Below are 20,765 nucleotides of genomic sequence, written 5' to 3'. Positions count from 1 at the left end.
AAGCCTGCCCGGGCACCAGCCGACGACCAAAATTGCGCCGGGTTTCAATCGCAACCTTCTGAGACTACGATCACATACGACGATTGAGCACGCGGGTACGGTTGGTCGACCTCGGGGGTCTGCGGCACATGTCACGTCACGGCGAGATAGCGTCCTGCGGTCCGCGTTCGCGCGGACATGGCGCCGTGCGTCGCGCGGCCGCGCGCGTCGGGGCATGATCGGCGATGAGCTCTGACGACGATCCTTTCGATCCGGCCGGCAAGACCGTCATCCGCCCCAGCCGCCCCAATCCCGGTCGCAAGCAAAAGACGGTTCTCGCCCGCGATGCGCCGGCGCAAGGCAGCACCGTGATCGCCCCTGCCAGCACGCCGGAATCGACGGTTTTCGATCCCAACGCCGGCCGCCAGCCGGCAGCACAGACCGACGTCACGGGGACTGTGATCTATCAAGGCGCGCCTTTCACCGAGACTTCCGCCGACCCGTCATTTCACGGTTCGGCCGCAACGGCAGAGAAAACGCCGTGGGATGCGCTGCTCGGCGCCAGCGACGACGTCGACTATGGAACGGCCAACCCGATCGTTGCCGCCGCGGCGCCCTTGCTGATGCTGCTCGGGCACCTGCGGCTGGTGGCAATCGAAAGACAGGCCGAGCCGCTGGCGGAGCATGTTGCCGGCCTGATCGAGGAATTCGACCGCAAGATCGCCAGAACCGATACCTCCGAAGAGGATGCGCGCATCGCCAGCTATGTGCTTTGCGAAACCGCAGACGATATCATCGCCAACCTGCCCGGCTCCGGCCGGGATGCGTGGGCGCAGCACGCCATGCTGCAGCGCTTCTTCGAGGTCAAACCGACCGGCGCCGGTTTCTTCCAGGCGCTGAACACGGTGTTGGCGACGCCGGAACCGCACCGCAATCTCATCGAGCTGATGCATGTCTGCCTGTCGCTTGGCTTCGAAGGCCAGTATCGCGGCCAGGCGCGCGAGGGCCTGGAGCGTGTCCGCCGCGACGTCTACGAGACGCTGGCCTACTTCAGGACGGGCAACGACGACGACATCTCGCCGCGCTGGCAAGGCCTGTCGCTGACGTCAGCGCAAGGCTCCAGGCGGGTTCCGCTCTGGGCCATCGCCTCCTCGACGGCGGCGGTTTTGACGGCAGCCTTTTTCACGCTGCGGGTTCTCATCACCAATGACGGCGAGGCCGTCGCCGGCGAATTGCTGGCGCTCAATCCGGCGACGCAAGTCACCATCGAGCGCACCGGCTTCGTGCCGCTGACCGAGGAGGTGAAAGTCGTCGCAGCGCCAACGACGATTGCGCAGGTCGACCGCATCCGCGCCGCGCTGGGCAAGGAGATCGAGGCAGGCGGCGTCAGCGTCGGCACCAAGGGCGATTTCATCGTCGTGGAAATCAGCAACGCACTGCTGTTCCAGTCTGGGCGAGCCGACATCAAAGCCGAGTTCGAGCCCGTGGCCGCCAGCATCGCGGCGGCCCTCGATGCCGAGCGCGGACCGGTCCGGATCGTCGGCCACACCGACAACGTCAAACCGAAGAAGACCAGCGCCTTCAAATCGAATTTCGACCTCTCCGTCGCCCGGGCGCAATCGGTCGAAAAGATGATCGCGGCGCATTTCAGCGATCCGTCGCGGACAAAGGTCGAGGGCAAGGGCGAAGACGAGCCGATCGCCGACAATGCAACACCGGAGGGCCGCGCCAAAAACCGCCGTGTCGATGTGATGATCCCGCGGGAGGAGACACTGTGACCGGCTGGCTGCTGCGCATCTTCTCAGCGCTCGCGCTGGCCGGCTTTGCCGCCGCGGTCTGGTTCGCAGGCCCGTTGATCCGCTATGCCGGCGCCCGACCGCTGGACCCCGTCTGGCTGCGCGCGGTGATCATCGGCGCCGTCGTCGGTACGGTGGCGGTCATTTATGCGATCCGGTTCTGGCGAAGGCGCAAGGCGCAAAAGGCCCTGGAAGCCGCGATGGCCAGCGCCGAGGACGGCAGTGACGCAAAGCTGCTGGAAACCCGCATGAACGAGGCGGTTGCGACGCTGAGACAATCGAGCGGCAAGCGCAACTTCCTCTACGACGTCCCCTGGTACATCGTCATCGGCCCGCCGGGGGCGGGCAAGACCACAGCATTGGTGAATTCCGGGCTGAACTTTCCGCTTGCCGGATCGGGCCAGGCGCAGCCGGTGGCAGGCGTCGGCGGCACGCGCAATTGCGACTGGTGGTTCACCGACGAGGCGGTGCTGATCGACACGGCCGGGCGCTACACGACGCAGGATTCCGACGCGCGAACCGACAGCAAAAGCTGGCTCGCCTTCCTGTCGCTGCTGAAGCGGCATCGGGCACGGCAGCCGATCAATGGAGTCATCCTGGCGATCAGCCTCGCCGACCTGATGGCGGACGGCGAGCAGGCCGCCCGTGTCGCCGAAATCCGCAGCCGATTGCAGGAAATCCACACGGTCCTGAAGGTCCGCTTTCCGGTCTACGTACTGTTCACCAAGGCGGACCTGGTCTCCGGATTCATGGAGACTTTCGGCGGGTTCGACGAAGCGCGCCGACGCCAAGTCTGGGGCGCAACCTTCCAGACCGCGGAGCGCGGCCTGAACCTGGTCGGCGAGGCGCCGGCCGAATTCGATGCGCTGGTGAAACGCCTGAGCGAGGAGATGAGCGAGCGGCTGCAGGCGGAGACCGATCCCGTCGCCCGTATCGCCATTTTCGGCTTCGCCGCGCAGCTCGGCGCGCTGAGGGGCCGGATCGTGCATTTCCTCGACGGCGTCTTCGAGCCGACGCGCAAGCAGCTGAATGCGCCCTTGCGCGGCCTCTATTTTTCCTCAGGCACGCAAGAAGGCACGCCGATCGACCAGCTGCTGGGCAGCATCGGCCGCAGTTTCGGCAAGAACGCCCAGGCGCATCTTTCCGGCACCGGCAAAAGCTTCTTCCTGCACGATATGTTGAGCCGCGTGATTTTCGCCGAGTCCGGCTGGGTGTCCTATGACAAGGCAGCCGACAGGCGGGCGACCATCGCCCGCTATGCCGGTTTGACGGCGATCGCGGCCATAGCTATCGCCGGGCTTGGCGTCCTCGGCCTGAGCTTCACGACAAACAAATCGCTGGTCGCCGCCACCAGCCAGGCGGCCGGGCAATATCGCCAGACAGCCGCCCCGCTGCTTGCGACCACGACGGTGTCGGATGCGGATCTCGAAACCGTCATCGGCGCGCTCGATGCGCTGCGCAGCCTGCCGGCCGGCTATGACGCAAAAGACCAGGCGACGCCGGCCAAGGCGACATTCGGCCTCAGCCAGCGTGAGCGTATCCTGTCGGCATCCGAGACCGCCTACCGGCAGGGGCTGGAGCGGATGTTCCGCTCACGCCTGCTGTTCCAGCTCGAACGCACGATCGAGGCCAAAATGGCCGATCCGATGGCGCTGTACGAGCCGTTGAAGATCTACCTGATGCTGGGCGGCAAGGCGCCGAAAGTCGACGACGAGTTGGTCGTCACCTGGCTGAAGCGCGACTGGGAGCAGAACCGCTATCCCGGCGCCCACAATCGTGACGGCCGCGCGCAGCTGGAGAAACATTTGCGCGCCATGCTGGCGCTCGACGACGACCAGGACCCTACCTTCGAACTCAACCGTTCGCTGGTCGAATCCGCCCAGCGCTCGCTCGGCCGTATGACGCTCGCCGACCGCGCCACCGCGCTCATCCAGTCGGCTACCTATGCGGCGGCGCTGGGCGATTTTTCGGTTTCGCAGCAGGCCGGCGCGGAAGCGCCGGTCCTGTTCGAGCGCACTGACGCCAACGACCTCGCCTCGCTTCGCGTCCCCGGTCTCTACACCCATGCCGGTTTCGACTTTTATCTGGCGCAGCTCGCCAAGGTGGCGCAGGCGCTGGTCGACGATCAATGGGTGATCGGCAGCGGCGGCGAGCAAGGCGGCTTCGACCAGGAATTGCTCAAGCTCGGCCCCGAGCTTCTCGATCGCTACGGCAAGGGTTTTGCGGCGGCGTGGAACGAGGTGCTCGACCGGTTGAAGTTCAAGGCGATGGCCGCCGACAAGCCGGAATATCTGGCGCTGTCCGCGGCCGGCTCGCCGAACTCGCCGCTGATGCAGCTGTTCGAGGCGATCGCGCGCGAAACAGCGTTGACGCAAGAGCGCAATCCGGCGGCGTCTCAAGACAGCGACCAGGAAACCGCCGCGCGCGCCAAGGGCCTTGCCCGCATCGGCATCGAACTCGCGGCGCGTAAATCGCAAAGCCGGGCCGGGACCGCCTTTGTCAGCACGCAGAGCCAGGATCCGGGCGCCAACATCGAAGCCCAGTTCCGGTCCGTTCAGGCTTTGGTGGCCGGCGCGCCCGGCCAGCGCCCGCTCGATGCCCTGACCCAGAATTTCCGCGAAATCTACCAAAGTGTGCGGTTGGCCGCCGATGTCCCCGCGCAGACGGACCAGGCCAACGCCAATCTGCAACTGCAGATCTCGACGCTGCGCGCCAACGCCTCGCGGCTGCCGAAGGCGCTGGCCAGGATGGTGAGTGCGGCGGCGGATGATTTCGAGGGCACCGTCGCCGAGACATCGACCACGCATCTCAATGAAATGCTGGAAGAGACCGTCGGCCGCCCGTGCGAAGAGGTGATCGCCGGGCGCTTTCCATTCGCCCCTGCCGGCACCGACGATGTCGCGATGGCCGATTTTGCCAGGCTGTTTTCTCCGGGCGGGGTGCTCGACCGGTTCTTCGCGCAGAACCTGGCGTCGCTGGTCGACATGAGCGGCCAGGACTGGGACTGGAAACAGGACACCAAGTTCGGCCGCAATCTGGCGAAATCGACGCTAAGGAATTTTCAGCTTGCGGCACAAATCCGCGCGGCTTTCTTTCCGCTCGGCGGGCCGGCGCCATCGATCAACATCACCTTCACGCCGCTGTCGCTGCATGGCGATGCCGACATGGCGCTGCTCAACATCGACGGCCAGGTGCTGCAGGCCACGCAGGCCGGCAACACCCCGGGCCTGATCCCGTGGCCGGGCAAGACAGGTTCGGCCAGTCTCAGTCTGACGCCGGAGCTGCCGGGGCGCGAGTCCGCAATCAAGTTCGACGGCCCCTGGGCGTTGAAACGATTGCTGGACAAGGGACAGGTCACCGCCAATGGCGACAGTCTCGAAGCGCATTTCGTCATCGGCGGGCGCGATGTCGCCTATACGATCAAGACCGGGGAGGATGGCAACCCCTTCACGCTGCCGGCGCTTTCCGCCTTCAGCTGTCCAAAGGCCTTCTGATGGGGAATTGCATGGCAGGATCGGCGATTGCGGGGCGGAGCGAGAGCGGCGGCATCATGCCGTCCATCGCCTGCGGCCTAGATTTCGATACGCTAATGGATGGGGCTGTGGCAGACTGGCCAGGCGACAAGGCGTTGCGGAGGGTAGGCAAGTGAGCGGTGCCGCCTTTGAGAGCTACGGCGTCAGCCACAAGGGCTGCGTGCGCGACCACAATGAAGACAGCTATCTGGTCGAGCCGCAGATCGGCCTCTGGGTCGTGGCCGACGGCATGGGCGGACACGAGGCCGGAGAGGTCGCGTCGGCCAGTATCGTCGAGCATCTGGCGACGATCGGCATCGCCAGCTCGGCGCCGGATCTGCGCGCGCGCTTCGAGGACCGGCTGAACCGGGCGCATGCCGAGATCCGCCGGATCGCACGCTCGCGCGGCGTGACCATCGGCTCCACCGTCGCAGCCCTTCTGGCCATGGACGGCAGGTTCGCCTGCCTGTGGTCGGGCGACAGCCGCGTCTATCTCGTTCGCAACGCCGCGATCTCGCAGATTTCGCGCGACCACACCGAGGTTCAGGAGCTTCTCGACAGCGGCGTGATCAGCGCCGCCGAAGCCGAGAACTGGCCACGCCGCAACGTCATCACGCGCGCCATCGGCGTCAACGACGACATCGACATCGACTTCCAGCAAGGCGAGACGCTGGCCGGTGACATTTTCATCCTGAGCACGGACGGGCTGACGGCTCATGTCAGCGACGCCGAGATAGCGACAGCAGCACTGTCGGCGGCGCCACAGGCTGCCTGCGAAAAGCTGCTCTCCATGGTTCTCGAGCGCGGCGGCACCGACAATGTCACCATCGTGCTGGTCAAGATCAGAGACAAAGGCAATGGCCTGTCCCAAGCAGGAGGCCACAACCGATGAGCTCCGACGACAAGACGCGGCTGTTGCCCAATATGGCGGATACCAGCGTCGGCACGCAGCTCAGCGGTATCTACGAGCTCGACGAACGCATCGCCTCGGGTGGCATGGGCGAGGTCTATCGCGGCCACAACATCCAGACCGGCGATCACGTCGCGATCAAGATTGTGCTGCCGGAATTCGCCCGCGACCAGACGATCCTGTCGCTGTTTCGCAAGGAAGCCTCGATCCTCAACCATTTGTCGCACGACGCTGTCGTGCGCTACCACGTCTTCACCATCGACCCCGGCATCGGGCGGCCCTATCTGGCGATGGAATTCGTCGACGGCCAGTCGCTGTACGACGTCATGCGCGGCGGCGCGATGGCGACGCAGGACGTGCGCAAGCTGTGCCACCGGCTGGCGTCGGGCCTGAGCGCCGTGCACCAGGCCGGCGCCATCCACCGCGATCTTTCGCCCGACAACATCATCCTACCGGGAGGCCGGGTCGATCGCGCCAAGATCATCGATTTCGGCATTGCGCGATCGGCGGCGGTCGGCGGCGAGACGCTGATCGGCGGCAAGTTCGCTGGAAAATACAACTATGTTTCTCCCGAGCAGCTCGGGCTCTATGGCGGCGAGGTCAGCGAACAGTCCGACATCTACAGCCTGGGGCTGGTGCTGGCGGCGGCGCTGCTCGGCAAGCCGATCGACATGGGCGGCTCGCAATACGAGATCGTCGAAAAGCGGCGGAGCGTGCCTGATCTCTCCGGCATCGATGCCGATTTCAGGGACGTCGTCGAAGCCATGCTGCAGCCCGATCCGCAGGAACGGCCGGCCAGCATGGCCGAAATCGCCCGACTAACGCGCGACGACAGCGACGCCACCTTGCCGCCGGCCTCGCTTGCACCCCGACCGGGTCTGCCGCGAACCGGGCAGACTGCCGGGCCGGTCTCGACGGTCGAGGGTTCGCAGAGCCTCAGCGCAGTCCCCGCAAGCGGCGCGGCAGAGCCATCCTTCGTGCCGCACGTGCGCCCGGCACTTCTGACGCAACCGAAGCCGACAGCTGAAATTCCCAGGCGAGCAAGCACACCGACGAAGCCTGCTACTACAGGCCGAAACCTGACGATCGCGGCGCTGGCGGCGGTTGTCGTGGCATCGCTGGGGGGGCTCTATGCATCGGGTATCGTGGGTTTCGGAGACCGGCCTCCCGTCACCGATACCGACAAGACACCGCCGCTCCAACCCGAGCTGACCAAGCCGATCGTCGCCGACAAACCCGCTCCGGACACTGCGCCGGTGGAGGAGCCAAAGCCGCAACCGGCAGAGGCTCCGGCTGAAGATCAAGCCAAAGCGCCGGTCGCGCCGCAGCCGACGCCGCCGGTCGCGTCGAGCACTACGCAGCCAGCCGCACCAACCGACAAGACGGTCTCGTTGCAACCGCCTTCCAACCCGACGCAGCCCGATGTCGCGAAAAACCCCGAGCCGGCCGGCCCGCCGGCAGAGACCAAAGCAACCGTACCCGAGCCGACCACGCAAACGCCTGAACCAACGGCCGAAGCACCTAAACCCTTAGCGCCGACGCCTCAGCCCACCGCTCAAGCGCCCGAGGCGCAGGCGCCTGAACCGACCGCGCAGGCGCCCAAGCCCGACACGCAGGCGCCGGAACCAATCGTGGAGCCCAAGCCAAGCCAGCCCGATATTGCCAGCGGTCAGCAGGCCGACAAGCCGGCAGAGCCCGACATTGCCATGAATGTGCCCAAACCGGCGGTGCCGCCGCCCGCTGCGGCCGCGGAGCAGGTCACCTGGGTGAGCGCCTTCAATGGTGGCGACTGTTTTTATGCGACGGTGACATCGGCCACCGACAAGAGTGCCGCGATCGAGGGCTTTGGCACGTCGGTGCCGCCGTTCGAACAGCTGCTTGGGGAATTCCAGGCGAAGTTCCATGTCGAGCCGGACATCAGCGTCCGCCTCATCCAGCCCACGCAATGCGGGATCACCGACTTCCTGCGTTTCATGGGGGCAAGCACCGCCGACAGACCGCAGCTTGTGCTCGACCAGACTTCGGTGCCGGACGGTTCGCCGATCGACGGCACGCTGGTGACGCGCGGCGGGCTGGTGTCGAGCGTAATCCTGATCGACCACAGGGGCATTGCCTTCAACCTCGACGACCGTGTTGTCGTACAAGCCAACAAGGCGACTTTCAGCATTCCTATCGGGCTCGGCGCCGCCGACAAGGCGGCAGGCAAGGCGCTGCCGCAGATCATCATGGTGATCACCGGTCCGGACGACATCAAGGCGGCGGATTTCTCGACGCCGATGCCGGCCTCGGTGCTGTTGCCCAGAATCCTCGACGAGATCGGCCCCAGGAGCTCGGAATTTTCGGCGACCGCCAAATATTTCCGCCTCGGCGGGTAGCACGGACGCCGATGAAACGCCGTCGCCGTGATCCCGTCCTGTTTGCCCGAACGCGCGTGAAGCTTGCTGCGATCGCAGGCGCGACGCTCTTGCTGGCGTTTCTGTCCACTGGGCAAGCGCGCGCCGAATTCACCGTCTGCAACCAGACGCTCGACGTCGTCAATCTTGCCGTCGGCCAGAAGGTCGACGACGCCGACCAGACCGATGGCTGGTGGACCATTGGCGCCAACCAATGCGTCAACGTCATCCGTGAGGAGCTGACAAACCGCTACATCTACATCTACGCCACCGATGTCTTCGGCCACGCTATCCTGGCAGGCGCCACCGACATGTGCATCGAGCGGCGGCGGTTCTCGATCCGCGGCATCACTGAATGCTGGCAACGCGGCCATATCGCCGCGAAATTTCTCGAAGTCGATACGCTCGAACAGGTGCGCTGGACCTTCTTCCTGACCGGAAGCGCGCCGTGACGCACAGCATCGACACCAGCTTCAAGGCAAAGAAGCAGGCGCGGGCCGCGCTGCGCAGACGCAGGATCTGGCTCGGGCTGGCGGCTGGTCTAGGGGCCGTCGTCCTTGCCGCGATCGCCACCGGCCTCTACCTCACTGCCGACTACTGGTCGTTTGGTGACGAGGACGAGGAGCTGCACGCCGTCGAAGGCTCGGACGACGTGCCGGCCGACGCATCGATCTATGTGCCGGCCATCATCGATCTTGCCGGCGACCCGATGTGGATCACGCTGGCGCCCGAGGCCGGCGCTGCAACCAAGGGCCGCGCGATGCCGCGCCCGGCGGAGCTCGACCAGGCCGGCATCTCTCCAGAGATCGAAGTCCTGTCCGACGTGATGCTCAGCGCCAGCGAAAAATTCATGACGACGATCCCGTCAACGCAGGAGGATTTCGCCTTCTTCCAGGCACAGCGAAAGACCGCGGTTGCGCCGACCGAACCCAGCGATCCGCAGAATGACCTGCAGAATGATCTTCAACCCTCGCCCGGCGCGGACGAAGCCCCGGCGGCTCCCGGCCCAGCTCCTGATCCGCAGGCCGCTCCGGGTGCCTCGGCGGTAGCCGATGACCCCGAAGCCGGCTGGGGCGAGACCATCGATGAAGGGGAAGCAGCACTCCCCGCCTTCCAGAAGACAGCGGTCGAGAACAACACCAGCGTTGCCACCGTCACTTCGGAATACCAGCGCTTCGAGGCGACCGAGGACACGTTCGTAAAAATCCTCAACGACCGCAGCCTGGACAGCGTTGCGCTCGATGCGCATTTTTCCGCCGAGGACGCAAAGCTTGCCGGCGAAGCGCTGAAGGCGCTGTTCGACAAGGACGGCCTGCAGCCCGGCTATGTCGTGGCGATGCGCGGCTTCAGGCCGACGCGCGAGACCACGACCATGTCGCTGATGCAGGTCTCGATCTACGCCAAGAATGTCTTTGTCGGCACGCTGACACGCAATGCGGCCGGCGCCTTCGTGTCGGGTGTCGACCCCTGGGTGCGCGAGGATCTGTTCAATTATTCGGGTGCCGAGACCGAAGGTACGCAGAAACGGCAATACCGCCTGCTCGACGCGATCTATTCGACGGCCGCGCGCAACAACGTGCCGAGCGGCATCATCGGCGAAGCCATCATGTATCTGTCGCGCGGACAGGATCTGGACGCCTTCGCCAGCGAGGACCAGCGCCTGGTGCTGATCTATTCGCAGACGCCGCGCGGCAAGAACGAGGCCGACGGACGGGTGCTCTATGTCGGCGTGCAGGGCGCGCAAAAGAGCCTCGACTGTTTCGTCTTCCAGCAGAGCGACGGCCAGTTTTCCTGCGTCTCGGGCGACGATCAGGTGCGCTCGCTGACAGTGGCCAACGGCATGGTGACGCCGGTCAGCGGCGTCATGACATCGACCTTCGGGCCGCGCAAGCATCCGATCCTGGGCGTGGTTCGCATCCACAAGGGGGTCGACTGGGCAGCACCTGTGGGAACGCCGATCGCCGCCGCCTTCGACGGCGAGATCATCTTCCAGGGCGACGGCGGCGGCTACGGCAATGTCGTCAAGATCGCGCATGCCGGCGGCCGCGAGACGCGCTATGCGCATATGTCGAAATTCGCCATCGCCAGCGGCGTCGGCACCAAGGTGAAGGCCGGCGACATCATCGGCTATATCGGCACCACCGGACTGTCGACCGGGCCGCATCTGCATTTCGAACTCTATCAGGGCGGTGTGGCGATCGATCCGCTGGGCACCGCGACCGCCGCGATCGCCGCGACGTCCAGCGATCCCGCCGTCGAGACGCTGACCGACCGTATCGTTCATGTCGAATCGGGCGGCAGCGCGCGGGCGAAGAACCCGCTGTCTTCGGCAACCGGCGCCGGCCAGTTCATCTCGAAAACCTGGATCCGGATGATGAACACCTACCGTCCCGAACTGGCGCGCTCGCTGTCGACCGCCGACCTTTTGGCGCTGCGCTACGACGCCACCATCTCGCGCGAGATGGTGCGCAATCTGGCGCGCGAGGGCGAGGCCTATCTCAAGGCGCGCGGCCACCAGATCACCGCCGGCCGACTCTATCTCTGCCATTTCCTCGGCATGGAAGGCGCGCATCAGGTGCTGGCGGCGCCGGGATCGGCGCAATTGAGCGCGGTGCTTGGCTCGGCCGTCATCCAGGCCAACCCTTTCCTCACCGGCAAGACCGCCAGCTACGTCGTCGACTGGGCGGAGCGGAAAATGGGCCGCAAATTGCCGACGCCCGCGACGACCGATGCAGGCCAGCAGACGACGACGGAGGTTCGCCAGACATCGCCGGAGTTCGAAAAATACAAGCAGGCCATCACGGCGCTGGTGGGTTCACTTCAGAACGACCTTGAGCCGGGCTAGCCGCAGCTCAGTGCGCAGCCGCGCCGGTTTTCGCCGGGCCGATTGGTTTTGAGGCCGGCAAATGGTATATTAGCCGGCATTTAGAGAGCTTTTTTGGGTCCGTCGTGAACCAAAACTGTGGTTGGGATCACATACGCCCAAGAGCCATTTTGGCAGAAGCGACTGTGTCGCTGGTGAAATTTAGCATGCGCAGACATCCATAACGCGCCCCATTGGGGCGGAGGGCTGATCCTATGAAAGCGTTTGCCGTCCTTTTGAGCGGATTTTTTCTGTTGATGCTGACCGCGCTTGGCACCGTCCAGGCTGCAGCGCCGGATGCCGGGGCGCCTGGCGCCAAACGCGTCGCGCTGGTCATCGGCAACAGCAAATATGTCCATGCCGTCGAGTTGCCCAATCCGGCCAATGACGCGCATCTCATCGCATCGACGCTGCGCAATGCCGGCTTCGAGGTGATCGAGGGCGTCGACCAGGACAATGCCGGCATGCACAGCCTGATCAGCAAATTCACCGAACGGTCCTACGATGCCGACCTCGCCGTGATTTTCTATGCCGGCCACGGCATGCAGGTCGACGGCAAGAACTTTTTGATCCCGGTCGACGCCGAGCTGACGTCGCCGGCCTATCTCAAGACCCGCACCATCCAGATCGACGACTTCATGGCAGCATTGCCGCCCGACCCGGCGGTCGGCGTCATCATCCTCGATGCCTGCCGCGACAATCCGCTGGCACGCACGCTGGCGGCCGCGATGCCGAAGACGCGCTCCACCGCGCTAGGCACCGGTCTCGCCCCAATCGATCCGAAATCGGAAGGCGTCGGCACCGGCGGCGTCCTGATTGCCTATGCCACAGACCCGGGCGCCATCGCCTTTGACGGCAACGGCGTCGACAGCCCCTACTCCACCGCGCTCGCCAGGCATCTGACCGAACCGGGCGTCGAGATCCAGAGTGCGCTGACCCGGGTGCGTGGCGAAGTGGCCGAGACCACCCAAGGCCGCCAGCGGCCATGGCACAATGCATCGCTGGGCCGCGAGGTTTTCCTTGGAAAACCCGCAACTGAAGCCGCGGCCAAGCCGGCCGCCGATGCAGCGAACGCCACGGCAGCGCCCGCCCCTGCTCCTGTCGCCAGCGAACCGCCCTCGTGGGAAGTCGAGCAGCGGCTGTGGGACGAGGCCTCGAAGCGCAATACCGCGCCATTCTACGAAGCCTATCTCGAGCAGTTCCCGAATGGCCGCTTCGCCACGGTGGCGCGGCTGAACATCGACGCGCTGAAGGATCCGAAAGCCCAGGAGCGGGAAGTCGCAGCGCTTGATGCTGCCGAAGCGAACCCCGGCTCTGCCGTGCGCACCTCGGTCGGCATTTCGGACGACATGAAGAAGGTGCTCGGCACCGAGGCGACGGAGAACGCCATCGGTCTCGACCGCCAGGGCCGCATCGACCTGCAATTGCGCATCGAAGCGCTGGGCAATGAGCTCGGCAGCGTCGACGGCGACATCGGCGCCAAGACCCGGCAAGCGATCGGCGACTGGCAAGAGGAGAACGGGCTGCCGCCGACCACTTTCCTGACGCGTGAGCAGCTGGCGTTCCTGGAGATCCAGACCGACCCGATGATGGAGGCCGTGCGCGCCAAGCATGCGGCCGACCAGGCCGGCGTGGACAAGCCGAAGAAACAGGCGGTGCAGAAGGCCCGCACGCTGAAGCCGGTGGCGGAGAAACCGCGCAAGAAGCAGTATGCCCAGAAGCCGCGCGGACAACAGCAATTCGTTCAGAAAAGGCGTAACCGCGAGGTCGTGCGCGAGGACGAACCGCCGCCGCAGGACAACAATGACTTCCTGACCAAGGCGCTGATCTTCGGCACCGGTGTAGCGGTCGGCGGCGTGCTCAAGAACTGACCGATCACGTCGAACAGCACAAAAGCCGCGCGTCCGTTTGGACACGCGGCTTTTGTGTTTAACAACGGCCGAAAAACGCCGCGAGCAAAGCTACTGCGCCTTGATCCGCATCTCGACCCGGCGGTTGACGGGATTGTAGGGGTCGGGGTTGCGCGGATTGGCCTCGCCCAGCCCGACCGCCGTGATGCGCGTGGACTCGATGCCGTTGGATTCCAGGAAAGCCGTCACCGATTGCGCCCTGCGCTGCGACAGGCCCTCATTGTAGTTCGCCGAGCCGGACGCGTCGGTATAGCCTTCGACGACGAAGGACAGCTTGCTCAGCCGATCATCCTTCAGCGCCTTGGCGAACTCATCGAGTTCGCTGCGCGCCTTGGCATCGAGCTCGGACGAATCCAGGCTGAAATTGATCAGCATATCGAGGCCGGTCTTCTCCGACGACTTATCTTTCTTGTCGGTCTTGCTCTTGCACTCATCCTCGGTGCCGACGCAAATCCCGCGCGCCGCGCCGTGATCGATCGCGCCGGCAAAAAACTTCACAATGTCTTCCGATTTCTGAAGTGGGTCGGCGTAGGCGTGCGTCGAAAAAAGCACGGTCGCCAACGCTAAGACTGAAATGCCCCGCAGCATAACGGTTACTCCTGCTCTGCCTCATTGTTTCGACGCAATTCCCAACGGAAAGCCGCTTCTTCCTGGAATTGCTCTGAGCTTCCGATGTCACCAAAGCCCGATCCGTCGGACCAAGACGGCCAGGCTCCATGTTCCGTTTGACCCTGCATCTCTCTCTCCGAAAGCCGGCTTGGCCTTTTTTCGGATTCCTGGGTCTGACTGTGGAATATACCAAAGCGCGGCGCGTTTGTCTGTGAACAACGTCATGGACATGTGGCGGTCGACAGGCTTGACCCGCGCCTCGCAGGCGCGTTGAGTGATAGCTGCTCTTGGGGGGAGGACAACAGCAGCGATGGTCAACGGGCTTCAATTCCAGACCGCACGCGATCTCTTTGCCGCAAACAGTGCTGTCGCCCAGGATATGACGGCTGTTCCCACCGACCAGCCCTCACTCGAGTTCTGTCGCCGGCTGATGGTCGGGCGAATCCCCGAGGAAGCGATCACCTTTTGCGCCTATCTCCTGCCCGACCGGGCGGCGATCTGGTGGGGCCATGAGTGCCTGGGCCACCTGACCGAGCTGCTCGAGCAGCAGGATCTCGAAACGCTGGCGCTGGTCCAGGACTGGGTCGCCGAACCCGGCAATGCAAGCCGCCGGGCGGCTGTCGCCGAGGCGGCGATGGGGCGGCAGCAAACCCCTGCCGGCTGGATCGCGCTGGCGGTGCAACGGCATGTCAATGGCTCGGCCGACCAGGCCAACGGGTCGAGGCTGCGGCCGCTGCCCGCTGCCCATGCCGTCAACGCCGGCATTCTGGCCGGACTGGCGCGGGTTGCGGTGGCGGATCGCTTCTCGGTGCTCACCGCCTTTGTCGAAATGGGCATTCATCTTGCCGAAACCGAAGCGCTGCGCAGAGCCTGATTGCTCTGACTCGCCGCGGTTTCATTTGCAGCCGTTTTGCGCCCATTTGCCGAGCGCCACCTTGAAGCGCGTGCCGAGCGGATGTTGCAGGCGCAACACCGAGACGTCATTGGTAACGTAGGTCTTGGCCTGGTCGCACAGCCGCTCCTCGGTCCATTGATGGCAGTTGCTGCACTGATTGTCCCAGACCGACTTTTCCAGGCCTTCGACCGGACTGAAGTGCGGTTTTCCCTGGATGAGCTGGGCGATGCTCTTGCCGTCGATCGCCGGGTCGCCAAAGTTGACCGGAACATCGAAAAGGACGGGCGCGTCCGAGCCCAGCTTCGGAATTTCCTCACGCAGCTTTTCCAGCGCCTGCTCGCCGGCGTCGGTACCCGGCGGGTTGGTGGCGGCGCCGGTGCGCGTCTGCGAATCGCCTTCGGGCGCAGCCGCGTTGGAATCACCGACGATCAGCGGCGCATTGAGATCGACCTTGTGAAGCACGACATCGGTGGTCAGCGAGACGTTGATCCAGGGCCGCTGGCGGCCGGCGGTGGCCTTGAACACATCTGAGGTAACCCGGTTCATCGCTTCGCTGATCGAGACATTCGCCTCGCCGATATGAGCAAGCAGCGCCGCTGAAAACGGCGAGTGCTCGCCCGATCCGTCATAGGCCAGCTGGTTGGGACTGGCGGCGAAGGCAACCAGCGTTCCGGCGCCGCCATTCTCGATCGGAATTTCGGCAAGGCCGCTGCTCGCCGAGCTGTCGCCGCCGGTCTCCTTGGCCAGCACATCGGCGAGCGGGTTGTCGCGGCAGGCGTCGAGGAACACCAGCCTGATGCTGGTCTCGCGCGACATCTGCCGCAGGATGAAATCCACCTGCACGGCTTCGAAGTCGAGCGAGGTCTCGTCCTCCAGTGCGGCGTCGACAGGCAGCAGGTAGTTCCTGCCGGAGACCTGCAACCCGTGGCCGGCGTAGAAGAACAGCGCGACATCGGCGCCGCGCACCTGTTTGGCGAATTGCGCGATCTTTTCCTGCGTCTGCGCCTTGGTAAGGTCGAGGCCGGAGACGATTTCGAAGCCAAGGCCCTTCAGGCGATCGGACATTGCCTGCGCATCGTTCACCGGATTGGGCAGCACGGGCGCATTCTGGTAGTGGGAATTGCCGAGTACCAAAGCGATGCGGCGTTCGGCACTGGCCGCACTCACGGTCAACACCAGTGCCAGCACGGCCAGGCCGATGCCGCGCATGAAATTGCCGCAACTCGCAATCATATCCAAACGCACCGGGTTCCTTCTCGGCCAACGGGCCGGATCAGTTGGCGAGCGGCGTGGCGGAGAACTCGATCCGCCGGTTCAGCGCCTTGTTCTTCGGCGTATCGTTCGGCGCCACCGGCTTTTCCTCGCCATAGCCGGAAGCCGAAATCTGCGCCGATGGAATACCAGCCGCGATGATCGCGTCGGCGACCGCCCTGGCGCGCCGTTCCGACAGGGTCTTGTTGGCCGCCGGCGAGCCGTCGGAATCGGTATGGCCCGACACCTCGACCTTCAGTTTCGGACATTTGCCGACGACGCCGACCACCTCGGCCAGCAGCGGGCGGCTCTTTTCGTCGAGGCGGGCGCTGGCCGGGCGAAAATAGATGGCGCCGGTGCGCGACAGCACCTCGAACCTGTTCAGGCATTCATCGTCACTGAAGGACGTCTTGCCGGCATCGGTGGCGACTGGCCCGGCATCGGCCGGGGCCGCGGCCGCAACGGCAGGCGCCGCCGCCGGCTTGGCGCCATCAGCGGTGAAGACGAAGTCGAAAGACACCGAGGCCGTCGGCACGATGCTGCTGACATTGGCCGCCTGCTGGAGTTTCTCGATGTTGGGCAGCAGGCCAAAATCCTCGACATGCACGGCAACCGGCGCCTCCGAGGCGATCGACACCATCGAGTCGGTGATCATGGTGACCACGACATTGGCCTCAAGATCCTTGTCGACGCCGTGCAGGCTGAGGCGGAACGGGATCTGCGCGTTCATGCGCCGCTTGGTGGCGAGCTCGGCGAAGGCGGCGGGGTCGACTTTCGCCGTCACTTCCGCCGCCGGAAATTTGAAAGTCTCGAAGAACAGGAAACGCATGCGGACATTGCGAAGATCAATGCCGGTGTCGACCGAGTTGAGGTCGAACGTGACCTTGGCGGCGCCGTCGGCCGTCAACGTGCCGGAGAGGTTCCGGATCTTGTTGGTTTCGACGATGGTGTTCTTCTTCACCGATTGATAGGTGAGTGTCGAATTCGCCGGATCGAGCGTCCAGTTCGGCTTCGCATTTGCCGCTTCCGGCGCAAGCAGCAACAGGCCGAGTATAGCGGTGGCCAGAGCAAAGGCGCCGACCATGCGCCGCCCCTTTGACATCGACATTAGTCGCCAAAAAAATCCGCCGGCCTCGAACATGGATGCCCCGCCTCAGGACAGACCTCAGTTCCGATCACAGCGGTGGTACGCAGTGATGCCAGCGAACATAGAACATATGATTTGGCTTTGCGAGTAGCTCCGCCGGTCTGCCCGGGGAGAAGACCGCTCAAAAATCCGTCATCACTGGCAGCTTAACAGGCGTCAAAATCCAGAGGCACCTTGCGCGATCGCGAGCGCTTCGGCGGGCCTGTGGAGCGCGCAGAAAATGCCATTCATATCTTTGAATATATTATAATATTAGCAACTTCTTGACAACCGACCGAAGCTCTGGTTTCTTGACATATTAAACAAAGTTCGTTGCGTTTTTTACGGACGGTGTTCACATGTCTGCCCTGGTTGTAGCGGACCCGCGGGGGGTCTATCTCGCCGGTCTTGAGTGGGTTTTGCGTAAGGCGGGACATAGCGTTGTCGCAGAATGCCACCATACGAATGAGGTTCTCCCCTTGGTGGAGCGCCACCGGCCTGCTCTTGTCATAATAGGGTTGGACGCTGCGGACCGGCAGGCAGCCGGTCTTTCCGCAAGGCTGAGAGCCACCAGCAGCCCTCTGGGCATCATCTACATCCTGCAGCCAAACGGCGGATTCGACTTCAACGAAATCCCCGAACTCGATGCCGACGGCCTGTTGATGGACGGCATCAGCCACGGTTACCTTGTCGAATGCGTCAATGCGGTGGCAGCCGGCCGAAAGTGGGTCGACGACCACATCCTCCAGCATATGCTGACGCCGAGACCGCTGCCTCAGCCCGCGCCAAAACTTACCGGGCGCGAGACGGAAGTCGCCGGCCTTGTTTCACGCGGCCTGCGCAACAAGATCATCGCGCAGCGGCTGCATGTGTCCGAAGGCACGGTGAAGATGCATCTGCATCACGTCTACGAGAAGCTGCGCCTCGGCAGCAGGGCGGAACTCGCCTGGGCGACTTTTGGCGAACGTCCGGACCATCCGGGACCAAGTCACAAAAGCGGGCTTTGACCCCTCCCTCCTGCCGTTGGCACTGCGTCGACAGGATACCGGCAAGAGGCCGGAACCCCACGGCATATCGTTCGATCCACCAACGCGGTTGCCCGCGAGCGCCTGTCGCGGTCGAAGGATGTATATCGTTCGATCAGGTAAGGGCATTCACCATAACACTATCGAACCGCGAATGGACGCGTCCTCTTCGGCGGCGGCACAATGGAGGATTAAAGGCCGCAATTCTGTGCGCCAGCGGATGCCCTGGGGTAGGTGCATCCGGCATCGGGTGGGGGTGAATACCCTTTTCTTGATGTATTCAAAAAAGGGGAGAATCTCCATGCTCGACATCACAGCTCAAGATATCATCATCGACGAAAGCATCGGCCATACGGACGACGATATTGACCCCGTTGGCAACCCCAACACCACGCTGCAATATCTCCTGACTCTGGGCACCGCGCTGGAGGTCGCCTCCCAGGCCGACTTCGTGCACGCCACGGCTAGCGCAGGGGAAACCATCACCGGAGTCGTTCTAACCCAGGACTCCTTAGGGCATCCGTTTTCCACCACCGTCGGCGTGAACAGCCAAATTCAGACTGTCGATGGCAATTATGTCTGGCTGTTCCAGGATCCAGACAATGCGAACGTCGTCATCGGCGTCATTGGCACCTCCGACCCGGACGCCGAGCCCGCCGAGACCGGGCCGCTCGCCTTCTCGTTTGGGCTGTTTCCCACGAGCGCCACCAACGCGGACCTGTACCTGGTCGAGTATGTTCCGTTGCACCATCTGATCACGACCAACCCGGACGACCGTATCGACCTGACCAATAAGGTGTACGCCTCGGTCGCGGGGACCACCGTGGCTAATTTCTCAGGCCAGAACGCCGCGCCCGGCAATCATGATTTCTACGCAATCAATTCATCCGGTGGCCCTTCCAGTCAGCTTCTGGTGACAGGCTTCCTGGGGGCGAACAATGCCACGGCCAACGTGAGTACACAGGGCTTCGGCGTCAACAACCAGAGCATTAATCCGACCGAAACGCTGCAGGTCGACTTTATCAGTGGCAGCACCCTGGCCGCGGGCACTGCCTCGCAAATCTCTTACGGCAGCCATCTCGATAACATCGTGAACGCCGGGTTCACGATCAACCAGATCACGCCTTCCAATCCGAATTTGCGGGTGGACGTCAAGATCACCGCCCTCGACGTTACGGGCAACGAGCAAGGCCTGGACTTCTATAACGGCAGCCCGACCACCGCCGCGCCCATTACCAGCGTCACGTTGACCGGGCAGTCGGGGGTAGCGTCCCCCATCACTGTCAATGGTACCTATAACGTCGCGGGGAGCGTTGACGTCACCGTCAGCGGGCTCGGGACCAACGTCGTCACGATCACCGGGCTCGATAACATCACCACCGTCAATATCACCACCAGCAGCCAAATGGATCGATTGCTGGTTACGGGGGTCGATTCAAATGAAGGGTGCGACATCACCGAGTTCCATTTCTCGACGACGAGCACCAGCGCCCACACCGAAGAGGTCGGCTCCTTCATCAACTTCGACGACGATGGCCCGACGGCGGCGATCGTGGCGACCGGCAACAGCGTGGTGATGGACGAGTCGATCGGCGAGCGGCCGGCTAACTCGGCCGGCGCGGCGGATGCCAACGACACGGCGGACGACAATGTTGCGGGCAATCCGTTCCCGGCGGGCTACGGCACGCCGATCGGACTGCGGTCGAATGTCGACCTGGTCGACACCACGACGTCGACGGGCTCGGACAATGAAGGCGCGACGACGCATGTGACACTGTCGATCGCGGGCGGCAACGGGACGGATTCCTTGCTGCTGACGACGGACAACAGTCAGATTTCGCTGTTCAACGAGAGCGGCGTGATTGTCGGCCGGGTGGACCATCCGGACGGCACGTCCAATGCGACCGGGGCGGTTGCGTTTGCGATCTCGATCAACGATCTGGGCGAGGTTACGGTCGCCCAGTATCTGTCGCTCCATCACCCGACTTCACCGGACAATTACGACGAGTCGGTCAATCTCGGCAGCCTGGTGAACGCGGTCGTGACCGTGACCGACGGCGATGGCGACATCGCCACCCAATCGATCGGCATCGGCAACGCGCTCCAGTTCCAGGACGATGGCCCGACGGCGGCGATCGTGGCGACCGGCAACAGCGTGGTGATGGACGAGTCGATCGGCGAGCGGCCGGCTAACTCGGCCGGCGCGGCGGATGCCAACGACACGGCGGACGACAATGTTGCGGGCAATCCGTTCCCGGCGGGCTACGGCACGCCGATCGGACTGCGGTCGAATGTCGACCTAGTCGACACCACGACGTCGACGGGCTCGGACAATGAAGGCGCGACGACGCATGTGACACTGTCGATCGCGGGCGGCAACGGGACGGATTCCTTGCTGCTGACGACGGACAACAGTCAGATTTCGCTGTTCAACGAGAGCGGCGTGATTGTCGGCCGGGTGGACCATCCGGACGGCACGTCCAATGCGACCGGAGC

At 64.0% G+C, this 20,765-nt stretch carries 13 protein-coding genes; 10 read left to right on the top strand and 3 right to left on the bottom strand.

Annotated features, from left to right (window positions below; all coding sequences use genetic code 11):
- Nucleotides 1-224: 224 nt before the first annotated feature.
- From tssL to AC1DYC_RS28610, 7 genes are all read left to right on the top strand, one after another.
- Entirely contained in the window at nucleotides 225-1,757 is a 1,533-nt protein-coding gene (gene tssL, locus AC1DYC_RS28640; RefSeq protein ID WP_477411054.1) for a type VI secretion system protein TssL, long form, read from the top strand.
- Nucleotides 1,754-5,269: a type VI secretion system membrane subunit TssM gene (gene tssM / locus AC1DYC_RS28635; protein ID WP_477411053.1), complete on the top strand. Its 3,516-nt coding sequence runs from the start codon at nucleotides 1,754-1,756 to the stop codon at nucleotides 5,267-5,269. Before tssL ends, tssM begins: the two co-directional genes overlap by 4 nt.
- 151 nt (nucleotides 5,270-5,420) lie before the next feature.
- The gene (locus AC1DYC_RS28630) at nucleotides 5,421-6,179 is read left to right on the top strand and encodes a PP2C family protein-serine/threonine phosphatase (protein ID WP_477411052.1); all 759 of its coding nucleotides are present in this window, start codon (nucleotides 5,421-5,423) and stop codon (nucleotides 6,177-6,179) included.
- Nucleotides 6,176-8,572, top strand: a complete 2,397-nt coding sequence (locus AC1DYC_RS28625) for a serine/threonine-protein kinase (RefSeq protein ID WP_477411051.1) — start codon at nucleotides 6,176-6,178, stop codon at nucleotides 8,570-8,572. The genes AC1DYC_RS28630 and AC1DYC_RS28625 overlap by 4 nt, the downstream gene beginning before the upstream one ends.
- An 11-nt stretch (nucleotides 8,573-8,583) precedes the next feature.
- Complete coding sequence (locus AC1DYC_RS28620; protein ID WP_477411050.1) at nucleotides 8,584-9,042, top strand: DUF1036 domain-containing protein; 459 nt, start codon at nucleotides 8,584-8,586, stop codon at nucleotides 9,040-9,042.
- Nucleotides 9,039-11,435, top strand: coding sequence for a M23 family metallopeptidase (locus tag AC1DYC_RS28615; RefSeq protein ID WP_477411049.1), 2,397 nt, complete (start codon nucleotides 9,039-9,041; stop codon nucleotides 11,433-11,435). Before AC1DYC_RS28620 ends, AC1DYC_RS28615 begins: the two co-directional genes overlap by 4 nt.
- 233 nt (nucleotides 11,436-11,668) lie before the next feature.
- Nucleotides 11,669-13,324 (top strand): caspase family protein, encoded by a 1,656-nt coding sequence (locus tag AC1DYC_RS28610; protein ID WP_477411048.1) that lies wholly within the window; start codon nucleotides 11,669-11,671, stop codon nucleotides 13,322-13,324.
- Nucleotides 13,325-13,414: 90 nt separating this feature from the next.
- On the opposite strand, the gene AC1DYC_RS28605 is transcribed toward AC1DYC_RS28610, so the two are convergent.
- On the bottom strand, nucleotides 13,415-13,951 hold the full coding sequence (locus AC1DYC_RS28605; protein WP_477411047.1) for an OmpA family protein: 537 nt from the start codon (nucleotides 13,949-13,951) through the stop codon (nucleotides 13,415-13,417).
- A gap of 331 nt (nucleotides 13,952-14,282) precedes the next feature.
- On the opposite strand from AC1DYC_RS28605, the gene AC1DYC_RS28600 reads away from it, so the two are divergent.
- A complete protein-coding gene (locus AC1DYC_RS28600; protein WP_477411046.1) occupies nucleotides 14,283-14,846 on the top strand; it encodes a DUF6931 family protein in 564 nt (187 codons plus the stop codon).
- A 21-nt stretch (nucleotides 14,847-14,867) separates the two neighbouring features.
- On the opposite strand, the gene AC1DYC_RS28595 is transcribed toward AC1DYC_RS28600, so the two are convergent.
- Both AC1DYC_RS28595 and AC1DYC_RS28590 read right to left on the bottom strand, forming a co-directional pair.
- Nucleotides 14,868-16,100, bottom strand: coding sequence for a caspase family protein (locus tag AC1DYC_RS28595; protein WP_477411176.1), 1,233 nt, complete (start codon nucleotides 16,098-16,100; stop codon nucleotides 14,868-14,870).
- Nucleotides 16,101-16,140: 40 nt separating this feature from the next.
- On the bottom strand, nucleotides 16,141-17,202 hold the full coding sequence (locus AC1DYC_RS28590; RefSeq protein ID WP_477411045.1) for an OmpA family protein: 1,062 nt from the start codon (nucleotides 17,200-17,202) through the stop codon (nucleotides 16,141-16,143).
- Nucleotides 17,203-17,762: 560 nt separating this feature from the next.
- Here AC1DYC_RS28590 and AC1DYC_RS28585 point away from each other — a divergent pair.
- Entirely contained in the window at nucleotides 17,763-18,251 is a 489-nt protein-coding gene (locus AC1DYC_RS28585; protein WP_477411044.1) for a helix-turn-helix domain-containing protein, read from the top strand.
- 319 nt (nucleotides 18,252-18,570) lie between these two features.
- Nucleotides 18,571-20,765 (top strand): DUF5801 repeats-in-toxin domain-containing protein (locus tag AC1DYC_RS28580; RefSeq protein ID WP_477411043.1); only part of this gene is annotated, 2,195 nt, incomplete at its 3' end.

Source organism: Mesorhizobium sp. P2_E7 (assembly GCF_056403855.1).
Note: the sequence above shows the minus strand (reverse complement) of the source record. Positions and strands in the feature narration are given on the sequence as shown.